Below are 24,022 nucleotides of genomic sequence, written 5' to 3' on the forward strand. Positions count from 1 at the left end.
ACAGTGCTATTCATCAGATCGATAATCACATGCAAGCTTTTCAGGCGTCACGATGACGGACAAAGAGAGAATTAGTCACTGGATTGAGCTGGTGAAGGATGGCGACTCGCGCGCCGCCTATGAGCTCTGGCAACACTACTACGAACGACTTGTGCGCGCCGCTCGACAAAAGCTGCTCGGTTCGCGTCGCGCGATGAGTGACGAGGAAGACGTGGTGGTTAGCGTGTTTGAGAGCTTCTATCGCGCCGCTCAAGATGGTCGCTTTCCGGATCTAGCGGACCGAGACGATCTGTGGCGATTGTTGCTGAAAATGTCGGCCAGGAAGGTCATCGACCGACGACGACACCAGCAGCGTCAGCGTCGTGGGGATGGACGTATTCCGCTATCCTTGAATGCCCCGCAAGCCGACGACGAGCTACAAATGATCGAAGTCATCGGCAACGAGCCCTCGCCAGAGATGGTGGCGATGATGACGGAAAGCTTCGAAAAACTTCTTCAGCATTTGGGTGTCGGGCAACTGCGAGAAATAGCGGTAGGCAGAATGGAGGGTTACTCCAACGCGGAATTGGCAGCACGATTGAATTGTTCAGAACGAACAATCGAACGTCGGCTCGGCCTGATTCGAGAAAAATGCCAACAAGAATTGCTGAACGATGACCAACAACAATGAAAAACTCGCCGTCGCAACACTCGAAAAGATCGACGACCTATGCGCCGCCTTCGAAGCCGCTTGGCAACGTGGACAGCCGCCAGCCATCGAATCAATCATCGATCAGTTTAGCGGCAGTTCGTTGGAAAAGTCCGCACTTTTTCGTGAGTTATTAGTCCTGGAAGTGGACTATCGCAAGAAATCGGGGCAATCGCCGACTTCCGATGAGTATCTGCAGCGGTTTGGGCAGTTCGAGGAACTCATTCATGATGCGTTCCAAGGCGATTCAACCGAGGCCGCCAGACATCGTTTTGTACCACCAACTGTGCAACGAATGAGCGAGCTCTTTCCTGCGCTGGAAGTACTTGAGCTGATTGGTGCTGGCGGAATGGGGGCGGTGTACAAGGCCCGACAGCGTGGCCTTGATCGGTTGGTCGCCATCAAGATCTTGCCGGACGAAATTAGTCACGAAACCAAATTCGCTTTGCGTTTCACCCGTGAAGCACGTGCGCTCGCTCGACTCAATCATCCCAATATTGTGTCGGTATTCGAGTTTGGCAACGCCAACGGCACGTACTTCTTTCTGATGGAATTCGTAGACGGTTCGAACTTGCGCGAAGTCATTCGTTCACACAGCCTAACGCCAGCGCAAGCGCTCGCGATCGTGCCTCATCTTTGCGACGCCCTGCAGTATGCCCACGACATGGGCGTAGTCCATCGAGACATCAAGCCAGAGAACATTTTGTTGGACAAGAGCGGTAAGATCAAAGTCGCCGACTTCGGACTCTCGCGTCTTATTGGGGGCGAAATGCAGGACATCGGCCTTACTGGCACGAATCAAGTGATGGGAACATTTCGCTATATGGCTCCCGAGCAAATGGAAAGTTCGCATACTGTTGATCACCGCGCCGACATTTACTCTTTGGGCGTTGTCTTTTACGAAATGCTGACAGGCGAACTACCGATTGGGCGATTTGCAGCACCTAGCGAGAAAGTTCAAGTCGATGTGCGTTTGGATGAAGTCGTTTTGCGAACTCTCGAACGGGAGCCACAACGCAGGTACCAGCATGCAAGCCAAGTTAAAACGGATCTGGAGCTGATCAGCAACTCTCCCGCAGTTCTCGCCGCTCCGGCGCAGTCTTCTGTCCATACGCCGCTTGGGAACCATACCAAGCTGGCCACTCAAGAAATGTCGGCGCGACTATTGGTTTACCGTCGGCAATTGATGGGCGAAGTCGCTGCGGCGTTAAGGCCATTGATGTTAGGAGAGCTGTTGCAGATTGTGTTCGGGATCGCAATTATTGCGTTAGGGGCTTGGTGTTGGACTCGCAATACAGGCATCCCGCATCGATTGATCTCTGGTATTACGTTGCACCTCTACGGAATAGTCGCGATCATCGGTGGCGCTTCCCTCAGCATAAAGATCAAAAAAATTGACTACAGCCAGCCAGTCTCAAAGATCCGATCCGCGATTGAAACCATTCGCTGGTGTTACCTGAGTTTCGGAGCGTTTATTGGCTTGGCGTGGTGGTTGTTATGGATTCCGTGCAGCGTAGCGTTAGGATTTGAGGTAATCGTTTTGCAGCCGAATGCTTTCTGGCCGTCGATCATCACCGGCGTGCTTGGGCTTGGGGCGACATTGTTACTGTTATGGAGAGGGTACTTTAGCAGTGATCCAAAACGGGCTCACAAATGGAAGGAGGCTATGGGAGGAGAAAGCATCAAGAATGCATTTCTTAAACTCGACGAAATGCAGCAGCACTCGATTGAGTAACATCTAGGTTGCAGCAGAAATATGCTTCATCGAACGAAGCGACCTAAGCAACATGCAACTCGACCGAGCTCGCCTCGGTCGTCGAACGATGAGCCAGTTGCTAGGTTTCCTTATGCTTGTGTGCACTTGCTGGTTTGGAATCGCAATCAGTTCAGATGCGCTCGGTGGCCTAGTTCGATTTCGCGTGCCGGGTGAAGCGAAAGTGAGCTCTGCTGAGGAGCAACTCACTAAGTACTCGCGGCCCGTTGGGCACGCGGTTAAACCTAGTACCTGAGACAAATCTCAATTGCTCGACGGCGGGCGTTTGACCAAATGTTGCTGGAGATAGTCCGCACGCTCGATATTGCGGTCGGAACTGGTTAACGTGCGGCCGCTGATCTTTTGAAGATGCGCGGGTTGCGTATGAATGAAAAGCTTGTTGATCGTTTCGATGTCGACATCGGTAATCAGCCCCAAATTGACACCCATCCGCACCTTGGACAAATAATGCATCGTCTCTTCACTGCTGATCTTGCGTGCGGTGCTCAGAATCCCAAGCGCCCGAGATACGTCATCGTGCAAATCCTTGTTCTTTTCATTCAACAGAAATTCGCGGGCCTTACGCTCGTAGTCGATCAAGACAGGAATGATTTCGCGCACTTGCTGGATCAACTCTTCTTCGCTGCGGCCAAGCGTGATCTGGTTGCTGACTTGATAAAAGTCTCCCATGAACTGTGAGCCTTCGCCGAACAGGCCGCGAACGGCGACGTTGATCCGCTGAAAAGAGCGAAAGACTTTGTCCATCTGCTTGGTTACGACCAAGGCGGGCAAATGCAACATGACCGACACACGAAGACCAGTGCCGACGTTGGTCGGGCAAGCGGTTAGGTAGCCCATCTGGTCGCTGAAGGCATAATTCATTTCCGATTCGATCGCATCGTCGATTTCGTTGATGCGTTTCCAAGCCGTCTTGAGATCCAAGCCGCTCTGCATAATCTGGATACGCAAGTGGTCCTCTTCGTTGACCATCACGCTAAATTGTTCTTTGTTGTCGACTAAAACGCCGCGAGCTCCCTCATTTTCGCTCAGTTCGCGGCTAATTATTTGCCGTTCCATCAAGAATTGACGGTCGATCTCTTCCAAAGCAGCGACGTCGATGAATTCTGGCTTGCCCGGCAGCCGAATCTTTTTCTGCTTGGAACGGAACTCTTGCAGGATCGACTTGAGCTCTTTGGGCGAGCACTTTCGGACGAAAGGATGGTCTGAAAAGTTTCGAGCCAAGCGTATACGACTGCTGATCACGATATCCGATTCCGGACCGCTTCCAGCCAACCAAACGCCGCATTGCAGGGCTAATTCATTAAGATTCACGGATCAACAAAGCTCGCACTATGATTCGCTCGATTTCTCGGAAGACGCATCCTCATCGTCTTCATTTTCCAGTACCCGGATTTGGTCCCGCAGTTTTCCAGCCTTTTCGTAGTCTTCACGATCGATCGCGTCCTTCATCTCACGACGCAGTTGAAGCAACTCGTGCTGGTGGTCAGGCTTGCCAGCCGCCCGCACCGGCGTTTTGCCGCGATGCGAAATCGCCCCGTGAATATTGACCAACAGCGGTTCAAGCTCGTCACGAAAGCAAACATAATCATACGCGCAACCGAGCCGGCCCGCATTGCGAAACTGAGCGAATGTAATACCGCAAACAGGACAAGTTTTTTGTTCTGTTTCAGCTACTTTGGCCGAGGTTTGCTCGATCTTTAGCTGTTTAGCCAACAAATTCGCCAGTGCTGTCGCCGGCGTTGCATCGCTCCCTTGAGCCAAATAAATGCGTGCATGATCCTCACACAGATGCAACGCGAGCGGACCATCCGCCTCGGTTAGCTCCGTGATATGGAATGTTGCAGGTTTTTCACAATGTTGGCATTTCATCGCCGTACCAATCTAACAGGGTCTCGCATCACGGTAGCAACCTATGGCGACAATCCAAAGGGGGCTTTCACGCTTTCGACGTCACTTGAATACTATGTTGCTGAGCAATGGCGCGGAAAAAGTGACTGCCCCCGTTTGTACGATGCCCCAAAGGGCTAGTTCCCGACAAACGGGGGCAGACACTACTTTCCACGCGTTACTAAGATGTCTAGTCAGGGTGGACATCTCCCATTCAAGTTTCACTCGATTATATGCAGTAGTTGATTTCTATGAAGACCGTCCCGAGCCTAAATCGATTTCGCGAATTAGCTGACCAATTCGATTTGGTTCCAGTCTATCGACAACTGCTGTCAGACGCTCTTACGCCAGTTACCGCATTCCGGTTGCTCGACGACGGCCAAACTCCAGGCTGTTTGTTCGAAAGCGTCGTCGGCCAAGAGCGGGTGGGTCGCTATTCCTTCATCGCTGTAAATCCCGAGCGCAATCTTCGCGCATGGGGCAGTCGGGTCGAAGAAATCGACAGTTCGGGCAAGATTACTGAAAGCACCGCGGCCGATCCCTTGGAATTGCTGCGATGTCAAATTGGTGAGCCATCGGTCGCGGAACTGCCGGGGTTGCCGCCATTTCTGGGCGGTGCGATCGGTTTCGCGGGCTATGACGTGAGTCGTTACGTTGAAAAACTGCCGAATATTCCTACCGACGATCGCAGCTTGCCCGATCTCGATTTTGGCTTCTACAACACGCTGGTCGTTTTCGACAACGTCAACAAAACGATGTTCGTGATCCAGCTAGTCGATGCCAAGAAGTCCAGCGATGCGGAATCGGCTTATCGCGACGCGGAAAAAAACATTGACCAGATTGTTGAGCGTTTGAGTCAGCCGATTGCAAACTTAGTCCCGCAAGATATCCGCTTTTCGGCTCCAGAAACGCAACTGAACCTGACTTCAAACTTTTCTGAAGAAGATTTCTGCCAAGCCGTTGGGAAGTGCACCGAATACATTCGCGCGGGCGATATTTTTCAGGTGGTAATCTCACAAAGATTCGAAGCGAACGTCAGCCTCGATCCATTCGAAGTCTATCGATCTTTGCGCGTAATCAACCCCAGTCCCTTCATGTTTTTTCTGAGGACCAAACACACTGTGCTGGTTGGAGCTTCACCGGAAGTGATGTGCCGCGTTTTGGACCGAGTCGTCACAGTCCGTCCGCTGGCTGGTACGCGACGGCGAGGCGAGAACGAAGCGGACGACCGACGCTTGGCCGAGGAACTGTTGTTGGACCCGAAAGAACGTGCAGAACATGTGATGCTGGTCGATCTTGGTCGTAACGACATCGGACGCATTGCGAAACTGGGAACTGTGGAGCTAACGGATGTTATGTCTATCGAGCATTACTCTCATGTGATGCACATTTCCTCGAACGTGAATGGTTCGTTAGCTGACGATAAGACTTACATGGACGCCTTCAAGGCGGCTTTGCCGGCCGGCACCGTCAGCGGAGCTCCGAAGATCCGTGCGATGCAAATCATAGATGAAATCGAGCCGACCAAACGCGGACCTTACGCAGGTGCCGTCGGTTACTTTGACTATCGCGGAAACACCGACACATGTATCGCTTTGCGAACGATGGTCTTTTGCGACAACAAAATTTATATTCAGGCTGGCGCTGGTATTGTCGCCGACAGCGATCCTCAGGCAGAATATCAAGAGACGGTTAATAAATCGAAAGCCATGGTTCGCGCCATCGAAGCGACGATCGATCGACTAAAGTGAAGGTTGTTGTCGCATTAAGGATACTGACATGACAGATGCCCAATTTGATACACTCAAGACGCTCACGTCGGTGCGAAGCGAGCTGGAAGCCAACGAAATCGTAAACATTCTTCAGTCCCACGGTATCCAAGCAAAATCTGTCGGCGGCTTTACTTCTCAATTCCAAACGGGTGCGCCAGGAAAAGTCGATGTCCTAGTGATGGAAGACTCGTTTAACGAAGCACAGGGGTTGCTGCGTGAATATGAGCGACTGAACGATCGAGATAGTGGCGATGAAGAAGATATGCAGGACGCAATCGATGCTGATGTTGAGACCGAAAATCGAGGTCCGTGGTTTCTGCTGCTCGCGAACTTGGCCGGGCTGATCGGCACCCTGCTCTACTGGTCCACGGGCGGTCGGAGCAATAGCGGCTACTTTTTTGCTTTCGCAACATTTGCGGCAATGGTAGTAGCGATTCGCTGGGTCAATCGTCGCAACCAAGAGTCGGATGACAAATAACAATCAATTGTACAAGATTTTTAAGAGGCTATGAGCATGCACCAGTGGTATCTAAGTTTTGATGGTCAACAAGTCGGTCCGCTTGATGCAGAGACAGCACGCGCGCAATGCCGCAACCGAGCACATGCGTTGTGTTGGCGCGAAGGATATGCTGAATGGGTTCCAGCTGCTCAAGTCGCCGAGCTGACTGGCGAAAGCCCGTCGCCTCATGTTCCGCCTCCTCCACGTCGATCAGCTGCCGACGAGATCGACTATCAAATTTTCGGCGAAGACATGCAGTACGTCGAGATTGAACTCGACCCGGGTGAAAGCGCTGTGGCTGAGGCTGGCGCGATGATGTTCAAAGATACGGTTGTGCAAATGCAGACGATCTTTGGCGATGGATCGCAAGGTGCACAATCGGGCGGCTTCTTCGATAAATTGGTTGGGGCCGGCAAGCGTTTGATCACTGGCGAAAGCTTGTTCATGACGGTGTTTACTCATACGGGACCGTCCGGCAAAGCCAAAGTTGGCTTCGCTGCTCCTTATCCCGGCACGGTGATACCGCTGCATCTATCGAACTTCAACGGGCGCATCATCTGTCAAAAGGATAGCTTCTTGTGCGCAGCGAAAGGCGTACAAATCGGCATCCATTTCCAACGCAAGATTTTGACCGGCCTGTTTGGTGGCGAAGGTTTCATCATGCAGAAACTCGAAGGCGATGGACTTATTTTCATCCACGCTGGCGGTACGATTCGCGAACAAGAGCTTAAGGCTGGCGAATCGATTCAAGTTGACACAGGCTGTTTAGTTGCCTTGACCAGCACCGTGAATTTTGACGTTCAAAGATCGGGCAGCGTTAAATCGATGCTGTTCGGCGGGGAGGGAATTTTCTTAGCTAACTTGACCGGCCCTGGCCATGTCTGGCTGCAATCACTCCCATTTTCGCGAATGGCAGGAAGGATGTTGGCGGCAACCACCTCTCGCGGCCGCAAAGAGGAAGGTTCGATCTTGGGCGGCTTAGGAAACTTGCTTGACGGTGACGGTTTCTAAAAATTAGATGGTGTGAGTGTTGGAAACCACATGCGATGGGCGTGCTCGGGTGTGGTAGCCGGCATTTCAATCAAATGCCAATTGACGTAAATCAACTCTAGATTCGAATACTGTTACCTTGACCGCTAGGAAACTGTATAGTTCTCCGAAAGTTGAAAGGTAACAGATCAAGGGCAATTGATCTGAACAGTTTGCGTGTGCGTCACAGGGCAACTTGCATGTTTAGATCGATCTTCAGTGGCATCGGCTTCCCTCCGCGATGGTCTTGCGGCCCGGGCTGGGCTCAGGAACCTTGGTGGGGCTGGCTACACATTGTAAGCGATCTATTCATTTTTGGTGCTTATTTTGCCATTCCGGTCATTCTCTTGACCATTGCGAGGAAACGTCGCGACATTCCATTTCCGCGAATCATTTATCTTTTTGCCGCATTCATCCTGGCGTGTGGGTCAACTCACCTGCTGGAAGCGATTATCTTCTACTGGCCAATTTATCGCTTTAGCGCCATTCTCAAGGTGATTACAGCGGTCGTTTCGGTCGCGACCGTTTTTACTTTGTTCGACATCATCCCGCGCGCCCTCCAGCTTAAGAGCCCACGGCAGCTTGAAAGGGAAGTCGCCCGACAAACCGTTGAACTTAGCCAGTTGAATGAACGACTCAGACAAGAGATTGCGATTAACAATTCAGTCAATAAAGAACTGCAGGAAAATAGGCAACTGCTCCACATAGCTCTGACGGCAGGAGGTAGCGGTTTTTTTAACTGGGATTTGGAAACCAACGTCGTTACGTTCGATGCGGCTCAGATGCGACTGACTGGCTTGGGTGCACCTGATGGTAAAGTCAATCAAGATGAATTTTACGAACGCGTACGCCCTGATTACCGCCAACGATTAAAAGCACACGTGCAAGCAGTACTGAATGGTAGCGAAGACTATGACTTTCGCTTTCCTTTCAATCTTAACAGCGGCCAGCAAATTTGGCTTGCAGGTCGCGGCCGCGTCATTCGTTCACCAGACGGTCGTGCTCTCAAGTTTATCGGTATCAATCAGGATGTCACAAACCAAGTCGACCGTGAAGAAGTACTTGATCAAGTGGCACGAGTTGCATCGACGGCCAGCGAGCAGAAGAGTCGTTTCGTCGCTCAAGTGAGTCATGAAATTCGTACACCGCTAACCGTGATGTTAGGCGGCCTCGACGCTATTTTGCCAGATCTTTCCCAGGGCGAAACCAGAGAATTAGCTCGAGCGGTGCGTTCTCAAGGCGAGATGTTGAAAATACTGCTCAATGATGTGCTCGATCTTTCGAAAATCGAAGCTGGTCACTTAGAGATTGCCTACGCGAAGACCGCTATTCCTCAAGTGCTGGGGGCCGTTTTCTCTCTGATGAATCCATTGGCAACAGAAAAAGGTCTGCAGTTACACTGGCGCGGTGCGACGCAACTGCCAGAGCATTTCTTGTGCGATGCGTATCGACTACGCCAGATTTTGATCAACTTGATCAGCAATGCCATCAAGTTCACAAGCACCGGACGTGTCGAAGTGGTTGCTCAATTTCAACCCGAAGCCAATACGAACGGCGGCAAGCTCACTTTTGAAATCCATGATACGGGCATTGGTATCGCGCACGAGAAATTGGTGACGATCTTCAATGAATTTGAACAAGTCGGAGAGAATCCAACTGGCACAGGGCTTGGCCTAGCGATCTGCAAAAGGCTAATTGACCTCATGCACGGCGATATCACAGTTCAAAGCGAACTGCACAACGGGTCGGTCTTTGCGTTTACGCTACCGATCGAGGTGCCAGAAGATGCGAAACTGGTCGAAATTCACGATATCTCTGCTGCAAACAACAATTCGCATCTAGCTATAAATCAAGACTCGCCTCAATTTGCGCTTAAGGTGCTTGCCGCAGAAGACACTCGAGGGATTCAGCTTGTTCTGAAAAGTCTGCTTGGCAAGATGGTAACGGAATTTCATCTGGTATCGAATGGCCGTGAAGCGATCGACGCAGTCAAAAGAGCGATCGATGAAGGGACTCCGTACCAGCTTGTCCTGATGGACATACAAATGCCCGAAGTCAACGGAGTTGACGCGACTCGTGCTCTACGGCAACAAGGTGTGAAGGTACCTATCGTCGCAATCACCGCCGGTGCCATGGAAAGCGAACGCCAAGCATGTTTAACTGCTGGCTGTAGCGGTTTCCTGGCCAAACCAATCGATATTGTCCGCCTCCGAGAAATCCTCGCCGAAGCTGCCGATAAGCAGTAGGCAGTAAGCAGTAAGCAGTAAGCAGTAAGCAGTAAGCAGTAAGCAGTAGGCAGTAAGCAGTAAGCAGTAGGCAGTAAGCAGTAAGCAGTAAGCAGTAAGCAGTAAGCAGTAAGCAGTAAGCAGTAAGCAGTAAGCAGTAAGCAACCCGACCGAGCTCGCCTCGGTCGAAACAGGATCGTAACCAGCCTAACACGTCACTGCTCTTTCGCCACGACTGGGCTTGTCCCAGTCGAACGATGATCCCATCGCTTCACCAGGGATCATCAATCCACCAAGTTAAGCTTAATGGTGGAACAAGTTAGGTTGATTAGTGTAGAGCAATTCTTTGACTGGTCATAATATCGAAGCACCAAGCACCAAGCACCTCGCTTTTCTAATCCGCAACAAACTCGTTCGGTAGCTTCAGTCCTTGAGCTTCTACGGCAGCCCGAGTTGTAATCTCAATTAAGTGGCTCGGTTCGTCTTTAACAACCCAGACTAGTTTCTGATCTATTTCATTCGCATTTTGAACTGTCGTGATTGGATTGCCTTTTCGGACCAAGTCGATCAGTACCGTTCGCAGCGGCACATCTTTGTGCTTAAAATTTCGAATTTGGTAGTTCCGTGTGATGCCGTCCTTCTCCAAGGCATTGCCATCAATCACGATATTCACCGCTGAAAGTGGGTTACTTAGACCGGAGTTAAAGTCTTCGGCGACCGTACGCGCCGAAACTTCGAACGACTCTTGATCAAAGGCGATCGTCATCGGCAACATGAGAATTTCGTCGATCGACAAATTCGCATTCGCTGGGGAACTTGACGAAGCAGTCGCTGCCACCGCTGGCGCGCCCGGAGTGGCTCGCAGTGACATCCAGCTAGCCAGAGACAGATTGGCGGCCGCTTGCGATGGCAAGTAGAAATTTACGATGTTCTGACCATCCTCAATTCCGGAACGCAAATGCTCTTTCAAAGCCCGTAGCTGTTGAGGGAAACGGATCGCAATTTTTGCCCAGTAGGGATCAGCCGGCTGTGAAACCAATGTAGCTTCGACAGTTGCAGGCAGGTTGTCCAATACCATTTTCAGCTCTTGCCCAATTCTGGGTGAGGATTGTTCGTCCTTGCCCAACATTCGCAGTTCCACATACCAAGTTTCTTCGAAATTCGTTGTCAGTGATACGGCGGCGATGTCTTCACGCATCGTTGAACGCAAATAGGGCAAGAGTGACGCGAGAGAATTTGCCAGTATGCCGCGTCCGCTGCTCAGTAACAAACTGGTGGTCGAGAGAAAGGTTGCATCGTTTTGCACCGACGTACTTTGACGGAGTTGTTCTAACTGGCGAACAAGTGGCGCGATACCACCGTCCATTTCGATCATTTCCGTGATGCGTTGAGGACTTCCCACGACACAGACCGTCGCTTCTTGAGACTCTTGATCGGCGACCAGCATTACTACCGACAGAGTCGAATTCGAGTTTCGAATGGCCTTTGATTTCCCAATCTGAACGGGTTCGGGCGGCGTGCCAAACTTGTATTTTTGCATCGACGCTGCTATCGCAAAATTGGACTTGGCTGTCGCTTTCATTACCAAATCGGGCCATTCGCTCGTGTCGCTTGGATACAAAGCAATCGTCAATTGATCCAGTTGCTCCCAACCAATTGGAAGCTGTGTTTGAATCGCTTCCTTCAATTGTTGATAGGCTGGTCCCAGCAGTTCTGCCAAAGCGTCGAATTCTGATTGTTGCTGGATCGAAGCCACGTTCAGGTGCAATACGCCTTGCATGCCAGGCGGTAACATCTGCAATGGCACGGGATCAGCCACATGAGGCGGAGCCCACAGCAGTTCGGTACTTTGCGCGACATCTGAAACCAGAACAAACTGTTCAGCCAGAGGGTCCGGTCGCGTTTCGACTTCGGGCGCCGAGGGAGTATTCGCAGCATTTTGGTCATCCAATTTTGGAGGCGATGGTTTTGTAATAGTCTTTTCGGAACTACGCGACATCAAACCGAAAGCCAGGCCTCCCATCAGAACGATTGCACCGACAGCCATCGCGGGCAAGAACCATTTCGGACGTTGCTTTGTGCGGCGAACATTCCTCGCGGCAAGCGGTCGCGGTGCAGAGGTGCCCAGATCCAGTTTCGGACGGCCCTGATCTGCAGGTGTCTTGATGGCTGGCGATTCCGAGTTTGCCATGGGCTTTGCCACAGCTTCCTCAGTTTTTTGAACTGGCACACTCTGGGGAGTCACTACGGGAGATTGTTGGATCGGCAGCTCAGGCTCGGCTTCTGGTTGAGCCGGTCGAGGACGCGTTCTTTCGGGTGGCTTTACCGGTGGTGTCGCCGCGGCGCGTGGTTCGGTCGGTAATGTTTGCGACGTTGGCGGCATGGCGACAGGCGTTTCAGGTGGTTTTACCTTCGGAGTCTGAGACGGCTGTGGCGATGCTTGACCAGCTGGAATTGTTTTCGCCGTGTTAGGTTGTTGTGGCCGTGGTTGATTCTCTCGCGTCGATTTCTTTTTGCTCGCATCTACTGGTGCGTTAGGAATAGCGGTTGCTGGATCTGTCTTCCAAGCTTCGGCAATCGTGGGCTCTTGTTTGCGGTTCTGTGTGACGTTGTTATTCGGGTTCTTCGTATCAGCCCGCCCCATAGATTTGCTGGCAGGTGGATCTTTGGGCGTGTTTGGCTTGGGAGTACTGGCAGGAGCTACCGATTTTGAGCTAGCGGCTTGGACTGCTTGCAGGAAATGGCCGACCGAGGCAAAACGTACGCTGGGGTTTTTGGCCAACAAATAGTCGAGCACTTTGTCGTGCTGCGCGTCCCAGCCAGCAACCTGAAGCTTTTGCCGTTCTACTTGCAAAATGCTTTTGACTAAAGTGCTCAGATTATCATCTTGTACCAGCGGTTTTCCAGTTAACAGTTCGTACCAAAGGCAACCAAGTGCATAGAGATCTGAAGCGACCGACGGCTGCGTACCTGGAGCGGTGAACTCGGGTGCGGCGTATCGCAAACGATCGACGGCTGACGCATTGATGGTCGACAACCGATGTTGGTCGATCAGCGGGTTCACTGGCAGAAAAACGGGATCTCGCAGCAGGGTCACCAGTTGATCGCCGTCCCACCAAACGGAGTGCATTCCAATATCACCGTGAACAAGTTTGGCAGCATGGATTCGATCCAAGGCCATCGCGACTTGGATGACGATCGCTTTTGCTGCTTGAGCGGGCATGGCAATGCCGCTCATGGTACTCCCGAGCGCTCGTCCGTTAGGCACGCTTGACGCAACGCAAAGATAACCGTCGCTTATTTGCGCTGGCGTAAGGGCACACAGCGAACTGTCTAGCAACTGCGATTGGGCTTGAGACCAAAAGATGCTGGGTGGGTTTGCTTGGAATTCGGGTGAATCAAAAAAATTGCAGGGGATGGCCAGCAACCAATATTCTTGTCCATCGCCATCGACTTTTGCGCGATACCACTTGTTAAGAACAGGGTCGCTCAATTGTGCTTGAACTCGATAGTCTCCACAGCGCAGAGGGCCTTCCAAGTCCTTCAGCAACACTCGGACTTGATACTTTGTAAAATGCTTTTTCGCGACCAGCCAGTTTGCAGCTTGTCCACCGTCCAGCATCTGGTCGGCCGGTAATTCTTCGGACATATCTGCGGCGAAAGCCCGTATCTGGTGTGAGGTCGCCAAACCGGTTGCTTCGATCCGTTGCCATAATTGAACGGCGCTTAAGCCCATGCCGTTAACTTTCCATTGTTGCAGTGCACCATCTATTTCGAACACGTAGATCGTGCATTATAACTGGCTCAGCAATCTGGCGCAGGACCGATCGGGCAAAGACCTAGCTTGATCGTAATACTTACTTGACTTCCCAACATTCGTTTTCATTCGCGAATTAAGACGCGAACTCGCAGCAACGCACGAAAGAGCCCTATGAAAGCCTCAGAAGCGACAAGCTACTATTTTAATAAAGCCGCAGATCAGCTCGACATGCCAGAATGGGCTAGGAAAAAGCTAATAACGCCTCGCCGCGAAGTGTCGGTGGAAATCACGTTTATTCGCGACAATGGGGACGTTGAAACGCTCACGGGTTACCGTGTCCAGCACGACAATGCGCGCGGACCAATGAAAGGCGGGCTTCGCTATCATCCCAGCGTCGATCTCGATGAAGTTCGCGCCTTGGCGTCGCTGATGACCTGGAAAACCGCAGTCGTCGACCTCCCGTATGGCGGGGCCAAGGGGGGCGTCGCGGTTGATCCGAAGAAATACAGCCACAAGGAAATCGAACGAATAACGCGAGCTTTCGTTGACAATATTCACGATATCGTTGGTCCTGACACCGATATACCAGCCCCTGATATGGGGACGAATCATGAAGTGATGGCTTGGTTTCGCAGTCAGTGGGAAAAGTACCATGGCTTTAACCCGGCCGTTATCACTGGAAAACCGGTCGAAGAATATGGTGCGACCGGACGTGAAGAAGCGACTGGTCGAGGCGTTGGTATTTTGGCTGTAAAGTTCGCCAAAAGGATGCAAGTTGATACTAAAAAATGCTCGGTGGCGATCCAAGGTTTCGGCAACGTCGGCTCTCACGCGGCCAAGTTTCTACACGAAGCGGCCTTTCCAATCGTCGCAGTCAGCGACATTAGCGGCACGTACTATCGCAAGGGCGGGCTCGATATCGCCGAAGTCTTCCGGCATACTCTCAAGTATAAAACGCTGGAAGGCTACAAAAATGCCGAACGATTGCCGGGCGACGAATTGTTGAAAATGGACGTAGACTTGTTGATTCCCGCAGCATTAGGAGACGTCATTACGCTCGACAACGTGGCAGAGGTGAAGGCGAAAACGATCATCGAGGGAGCTAACGGCCCGATCGCTCCCGAAGCCGACGAGGTGCTGAACGAACGAGGCGTGCTTGTTTTGCCGGATATTTTAGCGAATGCAGGAGGCGTGACCGTTAGCTATTTCGAGTGGGTGCAGAACCGACAGCATTATAAGTGGAGTCTGGACCGGGTACGCCAAGAACTGGATCGTACTCTTTCCAACGCGTTTGAAACGGTTTGGACCGAATCGACCACATCGAATGTTTCGCTTCGAACCGCGGCCTTCATGATTGCGTTGCGACGCGTCCTTCGCGCCACGGAGCTGGCTGGGTTGGGCTAGGGCACCGTCACGAAATTATTTGGTGGCAAAGAAGCCGGACGGGGCGCAGGCTCCGTCTTAAAGTTGCAATCGTTAGTTTTGACAATGCATGAGCAGCAAAAATGCAGTCGGAGAACGTAAAGAGGCGTAGTTGGCTTGACCAAGACTGGTGTGGCCGATAAGTTCTCTAAACCTGAAATTTTTGCGGATATGGCGGAATTGGCAGACGCGCTAGACTCAGGATCTAGTCCCCGAAAGGGGGTGGAGGTTCGACTCCTCTTATCCGCACTCATGTTTTGTCGACATTTCGATTCAGGACAGGGCTGCCCGCGGGCCGTACATCTCTTCTGTACAACGGACGTCCTGGCCGTTGAAGCCAGACGAATCGATCGCTTTCACTCCGGCCCTAACGTATCGTTGCTCTCGAGCCAGCGTTTGACATCTTGTCGCTAGCCAGTCTTGGCTGCTACTGCAGTTCTTTGCGAATACGGTCGGCGTTGGGATTGTTGAATCCGTAACCTTTTTCCCACAGTTCGTCAAGATCGTCGTCCGAGCCGAAGATGCTGTCGATCATCGTCTCGCCGAAATGCCAGTTGACGTCGTATCGCTTATCGGGCCTTGTCGATTTTGAAATACTGCAACCAGAGGTTGAGATGGCCGCGCAGCCAAGTAGCAGAAACACTATTTTTGATGTTCGTTTCATGGGTATCCCTCGGGCGCGTTTTAGTGAAAGTACCGCTGCAAGTCAAGTCTGTTCGAACCTAGCTCGGGGCAGCAAAAGTCGATTTCACAGTCTTATTGCGCACTAAATAATGGCGCCGCTTGCTCGCTCAGCAAAATTCTTTTCGATTGTTTGTTAAATCGGGCTGATGCCAAGCGTTATCATATTGTCTTGGGAATAAAACCAACAAGTTCGCTTCTCTTCGTCGAGCTCATGACCGAACTGCCTGTCACCGATCCGAAATTGATTGCGGCTATCGCGGATCGGGATCGGCACGAACAGTGGCAGGACTTTGAGAAGATCTATCGCCCGGCATTATTTGCTGCGTTGCGCAGGCAAGGACTTCACCACGCTGACGCCGAAGACTGCTGTCAGCGGATATTGCTAAAGCTATTAAAAGGCATCCGTCAATTCGCCGACGACGGAAAACCAGCCGCGTTTCGCCGCTGGCTCTTCCGTATTGCAAAGAACGAAACGATCTCCTACTGGCGGCATCTGGCATCACATCCGCAAACTCTGCAAGATTCGCACGTTTTTCACCGCGCAAACCTCGCACTACAAACTCAATCGCTCGACGATTCGATCGAACTGGAATATGAGCGGCATTCGTTTCGAGCAATCGCCAAGCTTGTCCAGGAGCAGTCGGATCCACGACACTGGCAAGCCTTCTGGAATACGACGATCGAAGGGCGACCGACGCCGCTAGTTGCGAAAGAGCTCAACATGAGTGTTGGTGCTGTGTATGTTGCAAAAGGCAGAATACTGAAACTGTTGCAAGCGGCTGCGAAACGGTTGGAGGTCGAATCATGACGCATACACGAACCGCATGCAATCCATCCTTGATCGATCAGTTTGTATCCGAGGAACTTGATAACAATCGCTTGCAACAACTAGAAGATCATTTGAGCGTTTGCGAATTATGCCAAAGTCAATTCAACGAGCGGCTGAGCTCTCTTGATGTCCTGCCTTCGCTGGCGTACCTCAAGTCGAACGATGAACAAAATCTTCAACCGGAAATAACATCCTCTCCGGATGAAATCTTAACCAATTTTGCGGCGAAATTTTTTCCAGCCGAAGACGACGAACGTCTCTTAGGCAGGATCGATCAGTTTGAGCTGGTGGAGCCAATTGGTTCAGGCGGAATGGGGCTTGTATACAAAGCGTTCGATCGGCCTTTGCATCGTTATGTCGCGTTGAAGGTGCTCTCGCCAGCGATTGCCACAACAGGTGCCGCCAAGCAACGTTTTATACGAGAGGCGCAAGCTGCTGCTGCAATCCATTCGCCATTCGTCGTTCCAATCTATGCGGTTTCGGAATTCGATGGCTTGCCTTACATCGTGATGCACTTTCAGTCGGGCGTAAACTTGCAAGAGTATCTCGACCAGACAGGCCCGTTAAGCATCGGTGCATCTCTGAAGATCGCTCATCAAATCGCAATTGGGCTCGTTGCTGCACATCAGCAAGGCGTAATTCATCGCGATGTGAAACCGGCTAATATTCTGATTGAGCCAACGGTTTTAAAGGCATCATTGACCGATTTCGGCTTGGCGTTGGTTACGAACGAAGCAAGCCTGACGCACAGCGGCATGACGCCTGGAACGCCCAGCTACATGAGCCCAGAACAATCGATTGGATCGTCCGTCGATCAGCGTACCGATTGGTACAGCTTGGGGTGCGTTTTGTACGCCATGTTAGTCGGTCATCCCCCGTTTCGAGGCAGGCATGCGTATGAAATTCTGTCGCGATTGCAGCACGAATCTCCGCGCAAGCCCAGCGAACATCGGCGCGAGGTCCAGCCGTGGTTGGACAAGCTGGTGATGATGATGCTTGCCAAAGACGTGAACCAGCGGCTAGCCAACGGTGAACAAACCGTCGAACTGCTCAACGATTGCTTGATGCATATCGACAATCCTGGAGAACATGAGGTGCCCGCGTTGCTCAGCAAGCGATCTCGAATTCGCAGGCCAATCGGGATTGTATTAGCGATTGCAAGTGCTGCGATGATTTCGATCGTCGTATTTTCCTGGCTTAAGGAAACAGAAAACGCTTCCGACGAAATGCTCAACGCAGCGATGGAACCGGGAACCATCCAAAGCGGGGATTCGTCTCAGCCAACTTCAATTGCTGACCAGCGAACGGATAAAGAATACGCTCTACAAGCGCGGCTGAGACTTGAGCAACTTCAAATGCAAGATGAACCCGCGGCGATGCAATTGCGGAAACTGAAAAGAGACGTCAGCTCTGCTGAATTAAAAGAATAACTTGATCGAGAACTACTTCATTTAGGAAAAGTCTAATGCGCATCAACAATTATATTAACGCAACGTTGTTGACAATTGCCTTGTTTGGTTTCACTACTCCAACGATTGCTCAGGAGCCACCAACGGCAGAAGGTAGTGGTAGTTCTGGCCTCGAAAATTCAACTGTGGATCCCTTTGGCGGGAGTCCTACGGGTGGCTCGCCCTTTGGCGCAGGAGGTGCGGACCCGTTCGGACCGCAACGCATCAATTTCGACGGCATCCTCCGTGTCACGTACGAGGTTAGCGTGGACGGCGTTGTCTTGAAGTCGAAGAGTATGGCTGGTCTGATAATCTCAACGAAACCTTTTGCGATCGCGACATGTGAAAGCATCATGTCAGGTGGCGATAGAAAATCGCGAGTTGAAATTCCAAAAGAAGCGTCGAGTGTCTTCCGCCTTGAACGTTTGAGATCCTCTCAATATCACGACGACCCGTTTGGCAGCGGCTCGGAACTGCCGCTCCCGGAAATCTACATTGCGCATCAACCTTATACCGTTGCTTCTGGATTTGTTTTTGTTACAGCTCCAGGTGTAGCCTCGACTCAATTGGGACTAAAGCAAGTCGATTTAGTGCGAAGCAACAAGCCAGGAGTTGTGTCTTCCGGCTACTTCAATGTGATAGAAAGCGCATTCCCAGTGCCATTGACGAAGAGTTCTTCACCCAATGTCGATGGTTTGTTCTCCGCTAGCGAATCAGGCTTGGAATCGTATGTCTGCAACGGGGAGCCTATGACTCGTAGTGATATCCTTAAAGCATTTTTAGAAGCGCGAAAGCTGCAAAAAGGTTTAGGCGACGGAGGTGGGCAATTCAATCAACCGCCTAAGACCGCTACCACTAATTCCGCCTCCGCGGCCCCAGAACTCTTTCCAAAAGAGGAGAATCGCCCAGCGGCAAGCTCTAGCAGCGAACAAATGGCTTTCAGCAAGAATTACGAAGCGCAGGCAATCCTCAACTCCATGGTGCCGATTATCGTGCGTATTAAACAGTCTGCCGATGACGCGCAAAAAGAGGCAGCGATAGCGGAACTTCGCACCGCACTGACACTTGAATTCGAAGCGAAACGTGCCGTTCGTTCGGCGGAACTTTCAGGCCTGCGAGCTAGACTTTCGCAACTAGAGAAAGAAGAGCAAGAACGATCCGATCAGCAGTCAGCCATTGTCGAAGAAAAGTTGGAAATGCTGCTCGCCGACTGACAAATCATGCTACGTAGACTTGCTTCCGCGGTACGAAATCTCCTGGCGTTTTGCAGAAACTGTTTTAATTGTCGTCTGCAGAGCGCTCTGGCTTGTGATGAAAAACAAAAGGTCGCCCGCGAGAATCACATCGGATGGTGTTGGGTTTCGCTGCACTGTGCCATCTGCCCGTTGAATGGCCACGAGCAACGTTCCAAGTCCATTCAGCACGCTGATATCTTCGACTTTGCTGTTTGCTGAGATCGATTTCGCATCGATTCGTACTTCGACTACGCCAAGGCCCACCGTGGCCAAGTCTTGGTTTAGCCTTTCTCTTTGCGAGGGATCTGCCAACAAGGATTCAGCTGAAGGACACGCGATCATGTTGGCAATTTTCGAAGCGCCGATGGCTGCGGGCAAGACGACGTGATTTGCACCACTACGAAGTAGCTTTCGTTGCGTCGCGACCGATTCTCCGCGTGCGATGATCTCAACATCCTCTCGAATGTCGCGTACCGTCAGAGTAATAAACACGTTGGCTGCATCGTCAGGAAGTACTGTGGCAACAACTCGCGCTCGCTCAATGCCCGCTTGCCTCAAGGTCGCTTCTTCACCCGCATTTCCCAGAACAACCAGATAGCCTTTTTCCTCGGCGAGCAAGATCCGCTCTTTGTCGGAATCTACACAAACAAAGGGTATCTCTGCCTGTTCAAGCTCGCTTGCCAAAATCTGTCCTACACGGCCAAAACCACAGACAATGACGTGGTTGGACGCCTGCTGAATTCCACGACTCATTCTTCGTACCCCTAACGCTTGATGAATTTCACCTTCCGCAATCATTTGAATAAATCCGCCGACGACATAGATGCCAGCAGAACAACCGGCGACGACAAACAAAGTCGTAAAGAGCTTGAGCCCGTCGGACGTGATCGGGTGCACTTCCCCGTATCCCACGCCGAAAACCGTAATGATCACCATGTAGATCGAATCGATCAGTGACCAACCGGCTAGTTTGTAGCCAGCAACGGCCAGAACGACAGTCAAAGCGAGGAACGCGAAGCCAACTTTAATTTTTCGGAACGAAGCTGTGTCGCCCATCATGCCCGCTTTGCATACGGCGGTAGGTTGACGCTCCGCTTCGTCGATCCCGCAATACTGTTGTCGTGGTAGAACTTTGGCCTAGATTGTAACTAGACGTCCAATTGACACCAGTTTAATCCTAAAATTACTGTGACGCATTTTGATGGTAGAGCTTCGTTTCAAAGGGGCCGAGCGACCCGATCCGCACACTTCCATCGGCATCAACTGTTATAGATTCATCACGTAACAGCGATCGCAGCTCACGTCCATTGAGCGTCTTCGGTAACACAACTTTCAAATCCGAGATAGGCTGAGAAGAACCATTGAACAGCGTTAACGTCGCATCTTCTTCCACTTCGCGCCAAATCGCAACGACGTCGGCCGACGTCGGAATCACTTCCAAAAAGGTGACGGTGCCGCGACGCAGACTCGCGTGCGCATGACGAAGGGTAATAAGCCTTTGATGCCAACTCCAGACTGAATCTGCATCCGTCATCTGGTCGTTCAGCTCTTCCCATTTTAACTTCTGACGATGTTTTGTGTCGCCGCGTTGTTGTCCTTGAGCTTGACCGATTTCGTTGCCGTAATAGACAAACGGCGTTCCAGGCCCCAGCAGCAACCAAGCCGCTTGTGCCCGCAACTTTTCTGGCTCCCCAGCGAATAGCGAACCTGGGCGGTCCGCGGCTAAATCATGGTTGCTGACAAAGTTTCCCAACCCAACGCTGCGCGGGAGCGTCGAACTCCACTGCCATATGTCCTTGGCTTGGCTGGCGTCAAGCTTCGTGAGTGCTGGCAACAACGCAAAATTCAAAGTCATATGGAAGATTGGCTCGCCTTCGTGAATCAGGTACGACTCTAACGACTCACGTTCTGTAGTCCAGTTTTCGGCGACGATCAACTTCGCATATCCGGCTTGTGTATATGGATCGATGATTTGGTCCCGCCATGCCTTGAACCACTCGATTGTTTCCGGTTGGTCCTCTTGGTCCGCTTTCGCTCCGGTCCCGTCGGTGTTTTCGTAAAGGTAGCGGATGGCGTCGATTCGCATTCCATCAAAGCCTTTATCCAACCAATAGCGAGCAGCCCTCGCCATCTCGAGGCGCACTTCGGCATTTTGGTGATTGACGTCAGGCATCCCGCCCCAAAAGATCCCATAATAATAGTCTCCATCCGACTCATGCCAATCGCTTTGTTGGTCAAAGCCCGTCCAACCGGACTCTGGTCGATCGCCTCGCCACATAAACCAATCACGCTTGGGCGATGCTGGATCTTTGGATTCAATAAACCAGGGATGGCGGCTAGACAAATGATTCGGCACAAAGTCAAAGATCAATCGCATGTTCTTTGTATGCGCTTCTCGGATCAATTCTTCGATGTCGGCGTTTGTTCCCAGTCGCGCGTCGACTTGGTAGTGATCAATAACGTCATAGCCATGAAGATTACGATTTGAACTTGCGCTTTCAAAGAACGGGGACAGCCAAATTGTATTGACGCCCAGTTGTTGTAACGTATCAAGACTTTCGATAATCCCCCGCACGTCACCCGTGCCGTTGCCGTCGGAATCGCGAAAAGACGCCACCCAAAGGTGGTACACCACAGCGTCTTTGTACCAATCATCACTAGCGGTTTGAAGACTTTGTGAAGCGTCTGGCGATGGTTCTGCGATCTCAGCAAACAGAAGCTCAGGAGATTCGGCAATGCAGTGAATATCGGTGTTCAGGAATCCCAAAGAGATCAGAATCATCCAGTGTCTTAAGTAAGCGGACATGAACGCAAGTTCTCCTTCGAAATGGCCGGACGCAAATCACCGATGCTGACATGCTCCGGCTGGTATCGACTACGGTAACGTATTGTGTTGCAATTAAAACGTGGGGACCACACGTCAATTGCGGCACTCATCGAAAAGCGTAGGACGGTGCTCCAGGCCTTTTTGTAACCCCACTAATCATCAAGTATTGCTCCCCTGCCAGTTCAACTGGCAGGAAGCCGAGGTTGGCAAGCTAGATACAAACCGGAATTTGTGTAACCTTCCGAGTTTAACTTGTGCTCGCCGCTTCAAGCGGCGAGCACAAGTTAAACTCGGTGGATATGGAGAGCTTCGGTGTCTAGCCTGCCAAACTTATTCCCACACCAGACGAGCTCGTGTGGGTCAAAAAAATGTGGGGTATAAAAAGACCAGGCAGTCTTGGAAAAGCTGTTCGACGGTCACGATTGCAGAAAACGACGGCTTCTTGGGCGAGATTCGGGCCAAAATGCGTCCTGAAAAGGTGAATTTCGGCTTGCCAAGCCTTGAGGGGATTCGTAAACTCTTGCCCTTCGATGCTCGGCCAAATTTCTGAGGTCGCGTTGTCTCTATTCCTTTTTATAAGACAAATCTCGCAAAACAATGGTTGCGACACAAAAGAGCTATACGGCTAAGACCGGCGAAATTGAGAAAAATTGGTTCGTTGTAGATGCAACCGATTGTGTGCTTGGTCGTTTGGCCTCGGACATTGCCACAATTTTGATGGGCAAACACCGCCCAACGTACACTCCGCATGTGGACACCGGCGATTTCGTTGTTGTGACCAATGCCGAGAAGATTGTCATGACCGGCAATAAATTGCAGGTCCGCCACTATGCGTGGTACAACGGTTACACCCGTCAAAAAATGGAAAGCTACGCGGAGCGTCTAGAACGCAAGCCAACGGACTTGGTCAAGTTCGCTGTAAAACGCATGCTTCCAAAGAACGCCCTTGGTCGGCACATGCTAGATAAACTGAAAGTCTATGCTGGCGACGAACACCCACATGGTGCTCAACAACCTGAAGTTCTCAACTTGGGCAAGTAAATTTCGCCTTGGCTCACGCGTCCAACGAACGCTCCAGCCAAGCTTTTTTCGCAGTATTATTAGTTTTTAGTCAACGATCCCACAATTATGGTCAGTCCGAAAAAAGACAGAATCAGCGGCGAGTCGCTGGGAACCGGTCGTCGTAAATCTAGCGTTGCTCGTGTTCGACTCAAGGCTGGCTCAGGCAAGATCGTCGTAAACAACCGTGAATTCAAAGAATACTTCTGCAACGATGCAGAACAACGCTTGGTACTAGAAACTCTTGACCGCGTTGGACAACGTGAAACGATCGACGTCACCATCCTTTGCTCCGGCGGCGGAACCATCGGCCAAGCTGGTGCAGCACGCATGGGCATCGCCCGAGCACTTTGCTCGCTGAGCGAAGAGAACTTCCCACCTCTTCGTGACGACGGTTTTCTAACCCGCGATTCGCGCATGAAAGAACGTAAGAAATACGGTCTTCGTGGTGCTCGCCGCGGTGTTCAGTTCTCGAAACGCTAAATGTTCGACATTACGTACAATGGCGAGGCTCGCTCAGTGGAAGAGGGCCTCAGTGTTGCCGATCTGCTCCGCGACAGCGGCGTAACTCAGCAGTTTTGTGCGGTCGAACTAAACGAATCCATTGTCCCCAAGACGCAGTTCAACAGCGTCTTTCTTTCTCAAGGCGACAGTGTTGAAGTGGTAACGTTTGTCGGCGGCGGCTAGTGCTGCGTCAAAGCTTAATCTTAGGGTCGGTCCTCGATCGTCTCGCTCACAAAGCTCCGAAAATGCGAGTGGGACGCTTTTTTAACCCCACAAGTAATCAAGTATTGCTCCCCTGCCAGCTCGACTGGCAGGAAGCCGAGTTTGGCAAGCTAGATGAAATTGCGCAACCTTCCGCGTTTAACATGTGCTCGCCGCTT

At 51.5% G+C, this 24,022-nt stretch carries 19 protein-coding genes and 1 tRNA gene; 14 read left to right on the forward strand and 6 right to left on the reverse strand.

Annotation, left to right across the window (positions count from 1 at the left end):
• The first annotated feature begins 52 nt into the window (after positions 1-52).
• Both SH451x_RS04195 and SH451x_RS04200 read left to right on the forward strand, forming a co-directional pair.
• The gene (locus tag SH451x_RS04195) at positions 53-670 is read left to right on the forward strand and encodes a sigma-70 family RNA polymerase sigma factor (RefSeq protein WP_479361169.1); all 618 of its coding nucleotides are present in this window, start codon (positions 53-55) and stop codon (positions 668-670) included.
• Complete coding sequence (locus SH451x_RS04200) at positions 654-2,423, forward strand: serine/threonine protein kinase (protein WP_479361170.1); 1,770 nt, start codon at positions 654-656, stop codon at positions 2,421-2,423. Before SH451x_RS04195 ends, SH451x_RS04200 begins: the two co-directional genes overlap by 17 nt.
• A 282-nt stretch (positions 2,424-2,705) precedes the next feature.
• Here SH451x_RS04200 and SH451x_RS04205 read toward each other — a convergent pair whose 3' ends face one another.
• Entirely contained in the window at positions 2,706-3,773 is a 1,068-nt protein-coding gene (locus SH451x_RS04205; RefSeq protein WP_479361171.1) for a protein arginine kinase, read from the reverse strand.
• A gap of 18 nt (positions 3,774-3,791) precedes the next feature.
• Positions 3,792-4,331 (reverse strand): UvrB/UvrC motif-containing protein, encoded by a 540-nt coding sequence (locus SH451x_RS04210; RefSeq protein WP_479361173.1) that lies wholly within the window; start codon positions 4,329-4,331, stop codon positions 3,792-3,794.
• Between the two features lie 269 nt (positions 4,332-4,600).
• Between SH451x_RS04210 and trpE the strand changes: the two genes are divergently transcribed.
• From trpE to SH451x_RS04230, 4 genes are all read left to right on the forward strand, one after another.
• A complete protein-coding gene (trpE, locus tag SH451x_RS04215; RefSeq protein WP_479361174.1) occupies positions 4,601-6,100 on the forward strand; it encodes an anthranilate synthase component I in 1,500 nt (499 codons plus the stop codon).
• 28 nt (positions 6,101-6,128) lie between these two features.
• Positions 6,129-6,599 carry a hypothetical protein gene (locus SH451x_RS04220; RefSeq protein WP_479361176.1) on the forward strand — a complete coding sequence of 157 codons (471 nt, stop codon included), beginning with the start codon at positions 6,129-6,131 and terminating at the stop codon, positions 6,597-6,599.
• A 36-nt stretch (positions 6,600-6,635) separates the two neighbouring features.
• Entirely contained in the window at positions 6,636-7,631 is a 996-nt protein-coding gene (locus tag SH451x_RS04225; protein ID WP_479361177.1) for a TIGR00266 family protein, read from the forward strand.
• A gap of 218 nt (positions 7,632-7,849) precedes the next feature.
• Complete coding sequence (locus tag SH451x_RS04230) at positions 7,850-9,895, forward strand: hybrid sensor histidine kinase/response regulator (protein ID WP_479361178.1); 2,046 nt, start codon at positions 7,850-7,852, stop codon at positions 9,893-9,895.
• A 373-nt stretch (positions 9,896-10,268) separates the two neighbouring features.
• On the opposite strand, the gene SH451x_RS04235 is transcribed toward SH451x_RS04230, so the two are convergent.
• Positions 10,269-13,655, reverse strand: coding sequence for a protein kinase domain-containing protein (locus SH451x_RS04235; protein ID WP_479361179.1), 3,387 nt, complete (start codon positions 13,653-13,655; stop codon positions 10,269-10,271).
• A gap of 150 nt (positions 13,656-13,805) precedes the next feature.
• Between SH451x_RS04235 and SH451x_RS04240 the strand changes: the two genes are divergently transcribed.
• On the forward strand, positions 13,806-15,038 hold the full coding sequence (locus SH451x_RS04240) for a Glu/Leu/Phe/Val family dehydrogenase (protein WP_479361181.1): 1,233 nt from the start codon (positions 13,806-13,808) through the stop codon (positions 15,036-15,038).
• A 183-nt stretch (positions 15,039-15,221) separates the two neighbouring features.
• Positions 15,222-15,305: transfer RNA gene (locus tag SH451x_RS04245), tRNA-Leu, on the forward strand.
• 178 nt (positions 15,306-15,483) lie between these two features.
• Here the strand turns inward: SH451x_RS04245 and SH451x_RS04250 are convergent.
• Positions 15,484-15,720, reverse strand: a complete 237-nt coding sequence (locus SH451x_RS04250) for a hypothetical protein (protein ID WP_479361182.1) — start codon at positions 15,718-15,720, stop codon at positions 15,484-15,486.
• Between the two features lie 231 nt (positions 15,721-15,951).
• On the opposite strand from SH451x_RS04250, the gene SH451x_RS04255 reads away from it, so the two are divergent.
• From SH451x_RS04255 to SH451x_RS04265, 3 genes are read left to right on the forward strand one after another with little or no spacing between them, the layout of a single operon-like run.
• On the forward strand, positions 15,952-16,548 hold the full coding sequence (locus tag SH451x_RS04255) for an RNA polymerase sigma factor (RefSeq protein ID WP_479361184.1): 597 nt from the start codon (positions 15,952-15,954) through the stop codon (positions 16,546-16,548).
• Positions 16,545-17,999 (forward strand): serine/threonine-protein kinase, encoded by a 1,455-nt coding sequence (locus tag SH451x_RS04260; protein ID WP_479361185.1) that lies wholly within the window; start codon positions 16,545-16,547, stop codon positions 17,997-17,999. The genes SH451x_RS04255 and SH451x_RS04260 overlap by 4 nt, the downstream gene beginning before the upstream one ends.
• 35 nt (positions 18,000-18,034) lie before the next feature.
• The gene (locus SH451x_RS04265) at positions 18,035-19,231 is read left to right on the forward strand and encodes a tropomyosin (RefSeq protein ID WP_479361186.1); all 1,197 of its coding nucleotides are present in this window, start codon (positions 18,035-18,037) and stop codon (positions 19,229-19,231) included.
• A 9-nt stretch (positions 19,232-19,240) separates the two neighbouring features.
• On the opposite strand, the gene SH451x_RS04270 is transcribed toward SH451x_RS04265, so the two are convergent.
• Both SH451x_RS04270 and SH451x_RS04275 read right to left on the reverse strand, forming a co-directional pair.
• Positions 19,241-20,311, reverse strand: a complete 1,071-nt coding sequence (locus SH451x_RS04270; protein ID WP_479361187.1) for a potassium channel family protein — start codon at positions 20,309-20,311, stop codon at positions 19,241-19,243.
• A 124-nt stretch (positions 20,312-20,435) separates the two neighbouring features.
• Entirely contained in the window at positions 20,436-22,058 is a 1,623-nt protein-coding gene (locus SH451x_RS04275) for an alpha-amylase family glycosyl hydrolase (RefSeq protein WP_479361188.1), read from the reverse strand.
• Positions 22,059-22,676: 618 nt separating this feature from the next.
• Here SH451x_RS04275 and rplM point away from each other — a divergent pair.
• The 3 genes from rplM (at position 22,677) to thiS (ending at position 23,825) form a co-directional block, all read left to right on the forward strand.
• Positions 22,677-23,120: a 50S ribosomal protein L13 gene (gene rplM, locus SH451x_RS04280; RefSeq protein WP_479361189.1), complete on the forward strand. Its 444-nt coding sequence runs from the start codon at positions 22,677-22,679 to the stop codon at positions 23,118-23,120.
• A gap of 87 nt (positions 23,121-23,207) precedes the next feature.
• Positions 23,208-23,621, forward strand: coding sequence for a 30S ribosomal protein S9 (rpsI, locus tag SH451x_RS04285; RefSeq protein WP_479361190.1), 414 nt, complete (start codon positions 23,208-23,210; stop codon positions 23,619-23,621).
• A complete protein-coding gene (thiS, locus tag SH451x_RS04290; RefSeq protein WP_479361192.1) occupies positions 23,622-23,825 on the forward strand; it encodes a sulfur carrier protein ThiS in 204 nt (67 codons plus the stop codon).
• Positions 23,826-24,022: the final 197 nt, after the last annotated feature.

Source organism: Njordella aestuarii (assembly GCF_056494165.1).

Bases quoted from the DNA above. Each gene is read 5' to 3' on its own strand.
- SH451x_RS04225 (WP_479361177.1), top strand. From the start codon at position 6,636: ATGCACCAGTGGTATCTAAGTTTTGATGGTCAACAAGTCGGTCCGCTT.
- SH451x_RS04260 (WP_479361185.1), top strand. From the start codon at position 16,545: ATGACGCATACACGAACCGCATGCAATCCATCCTTGATCGATCAGTTT.
- rpsI (WP_479361190.1), top strand. From the start codon at position 23,208: ATGGTCAGTCCGAAAAAAGACAGAATCAGCGGCGAGTCGCTGGGAACC.
- SH451x_RS04265 (WP_479361186.1), top strand. From the start codon at position 18,035: ATGCGCATCAACAATTATATTAACGCAACGTTGTTGACAATTGCCTTG.
- SH451x_RS04240 (WP_479361181.1), top strand. From the start codon at position 13,806: ATGAAAGCCTCAGAAGCGACAAGCTACTATTTTAATAAAGCCGCAGAT.
- trpE (WP_479361174.1), top strand. From the start codon at position 4,601: ATGAAGACCGTCCCGAGCCTAAATCGATTTCGCGAATTAGCTGACCAA.
- SH451x_RS04275 (WP_479361188.1), bottom strand. From the start codon at position 22,058: ATGTCCGCTTACTTAAGACACTGGATGATTCTGATCTCTTTGGGATTC.
- SH451x_RS04195 (WP_479361169.1), top strand. From the start codon at position 53: ATGACGGACAAAGAGAGAATTAGTCACTGGATTGAGCTGGTGAAGGAT.
- thiS (WP_479361192.1), top strand. From the start codon at position 23,622: ATGTTCGACATTACGTACAATGGCGAGGCTCGCTCAGTGGAAGAGGGC.
- SH451x_RS04270 (WP_479361187.1), bottom strand. From the start codon at position 20,311: ATGATGGGCGACACAGCTTCGTTCCGAAAAATTAAAGTTGGCTTCGCG.
- SH451x_RS04230 (WP_479361178.1), top strand. From the start codon at position 7,850: ATGTTTAGATCGATCTTCAGTGGCATCGGCTTCCCTCCGCGATGGTCT.
- SH451x_RS04250 (WP_479361182.1), bottom strand. From the start codon at position 15,720: ATGAAACGAACATCAAAAATAGTGTTTCTGCTACTTGGCTGCGCGGCC.
- SH451x_RS04200 (WP_479361170.1), top strand. From the start codon at position 654: ATGACCAACAACAATGAAAAACTCGCCGTCGCAACACTCGAAAAGATC.
- rplM (WP_479361189.1), top strand. From the start codon at position 22,677: ATGGTTGCGACACAAAAGAGCTATACGGCTAAGACCGGCGAAATTGAG.
- SH451x_RS04255 (WP_479361184.1), top strand. From the start codon at position 15,952: ATGACCGAACTGCCTGTCACCGATCCGAAATTGATTGCGGCTATCGCG.
- SH451x_RS04210 (WP_479361173.1), bottom strand. From the start codon at position 4,331: ATGAAATGCCAACATTGTGAAAAACCTGCAACATTCCATATCACGGAG.
- SH451x_RS04220 (WP_479361176.1), top strand. From the start codon at position 6,129: ATGACAGATGCCCAATTTGATACACTCAAGACGCTCACGTCGGTGCGA.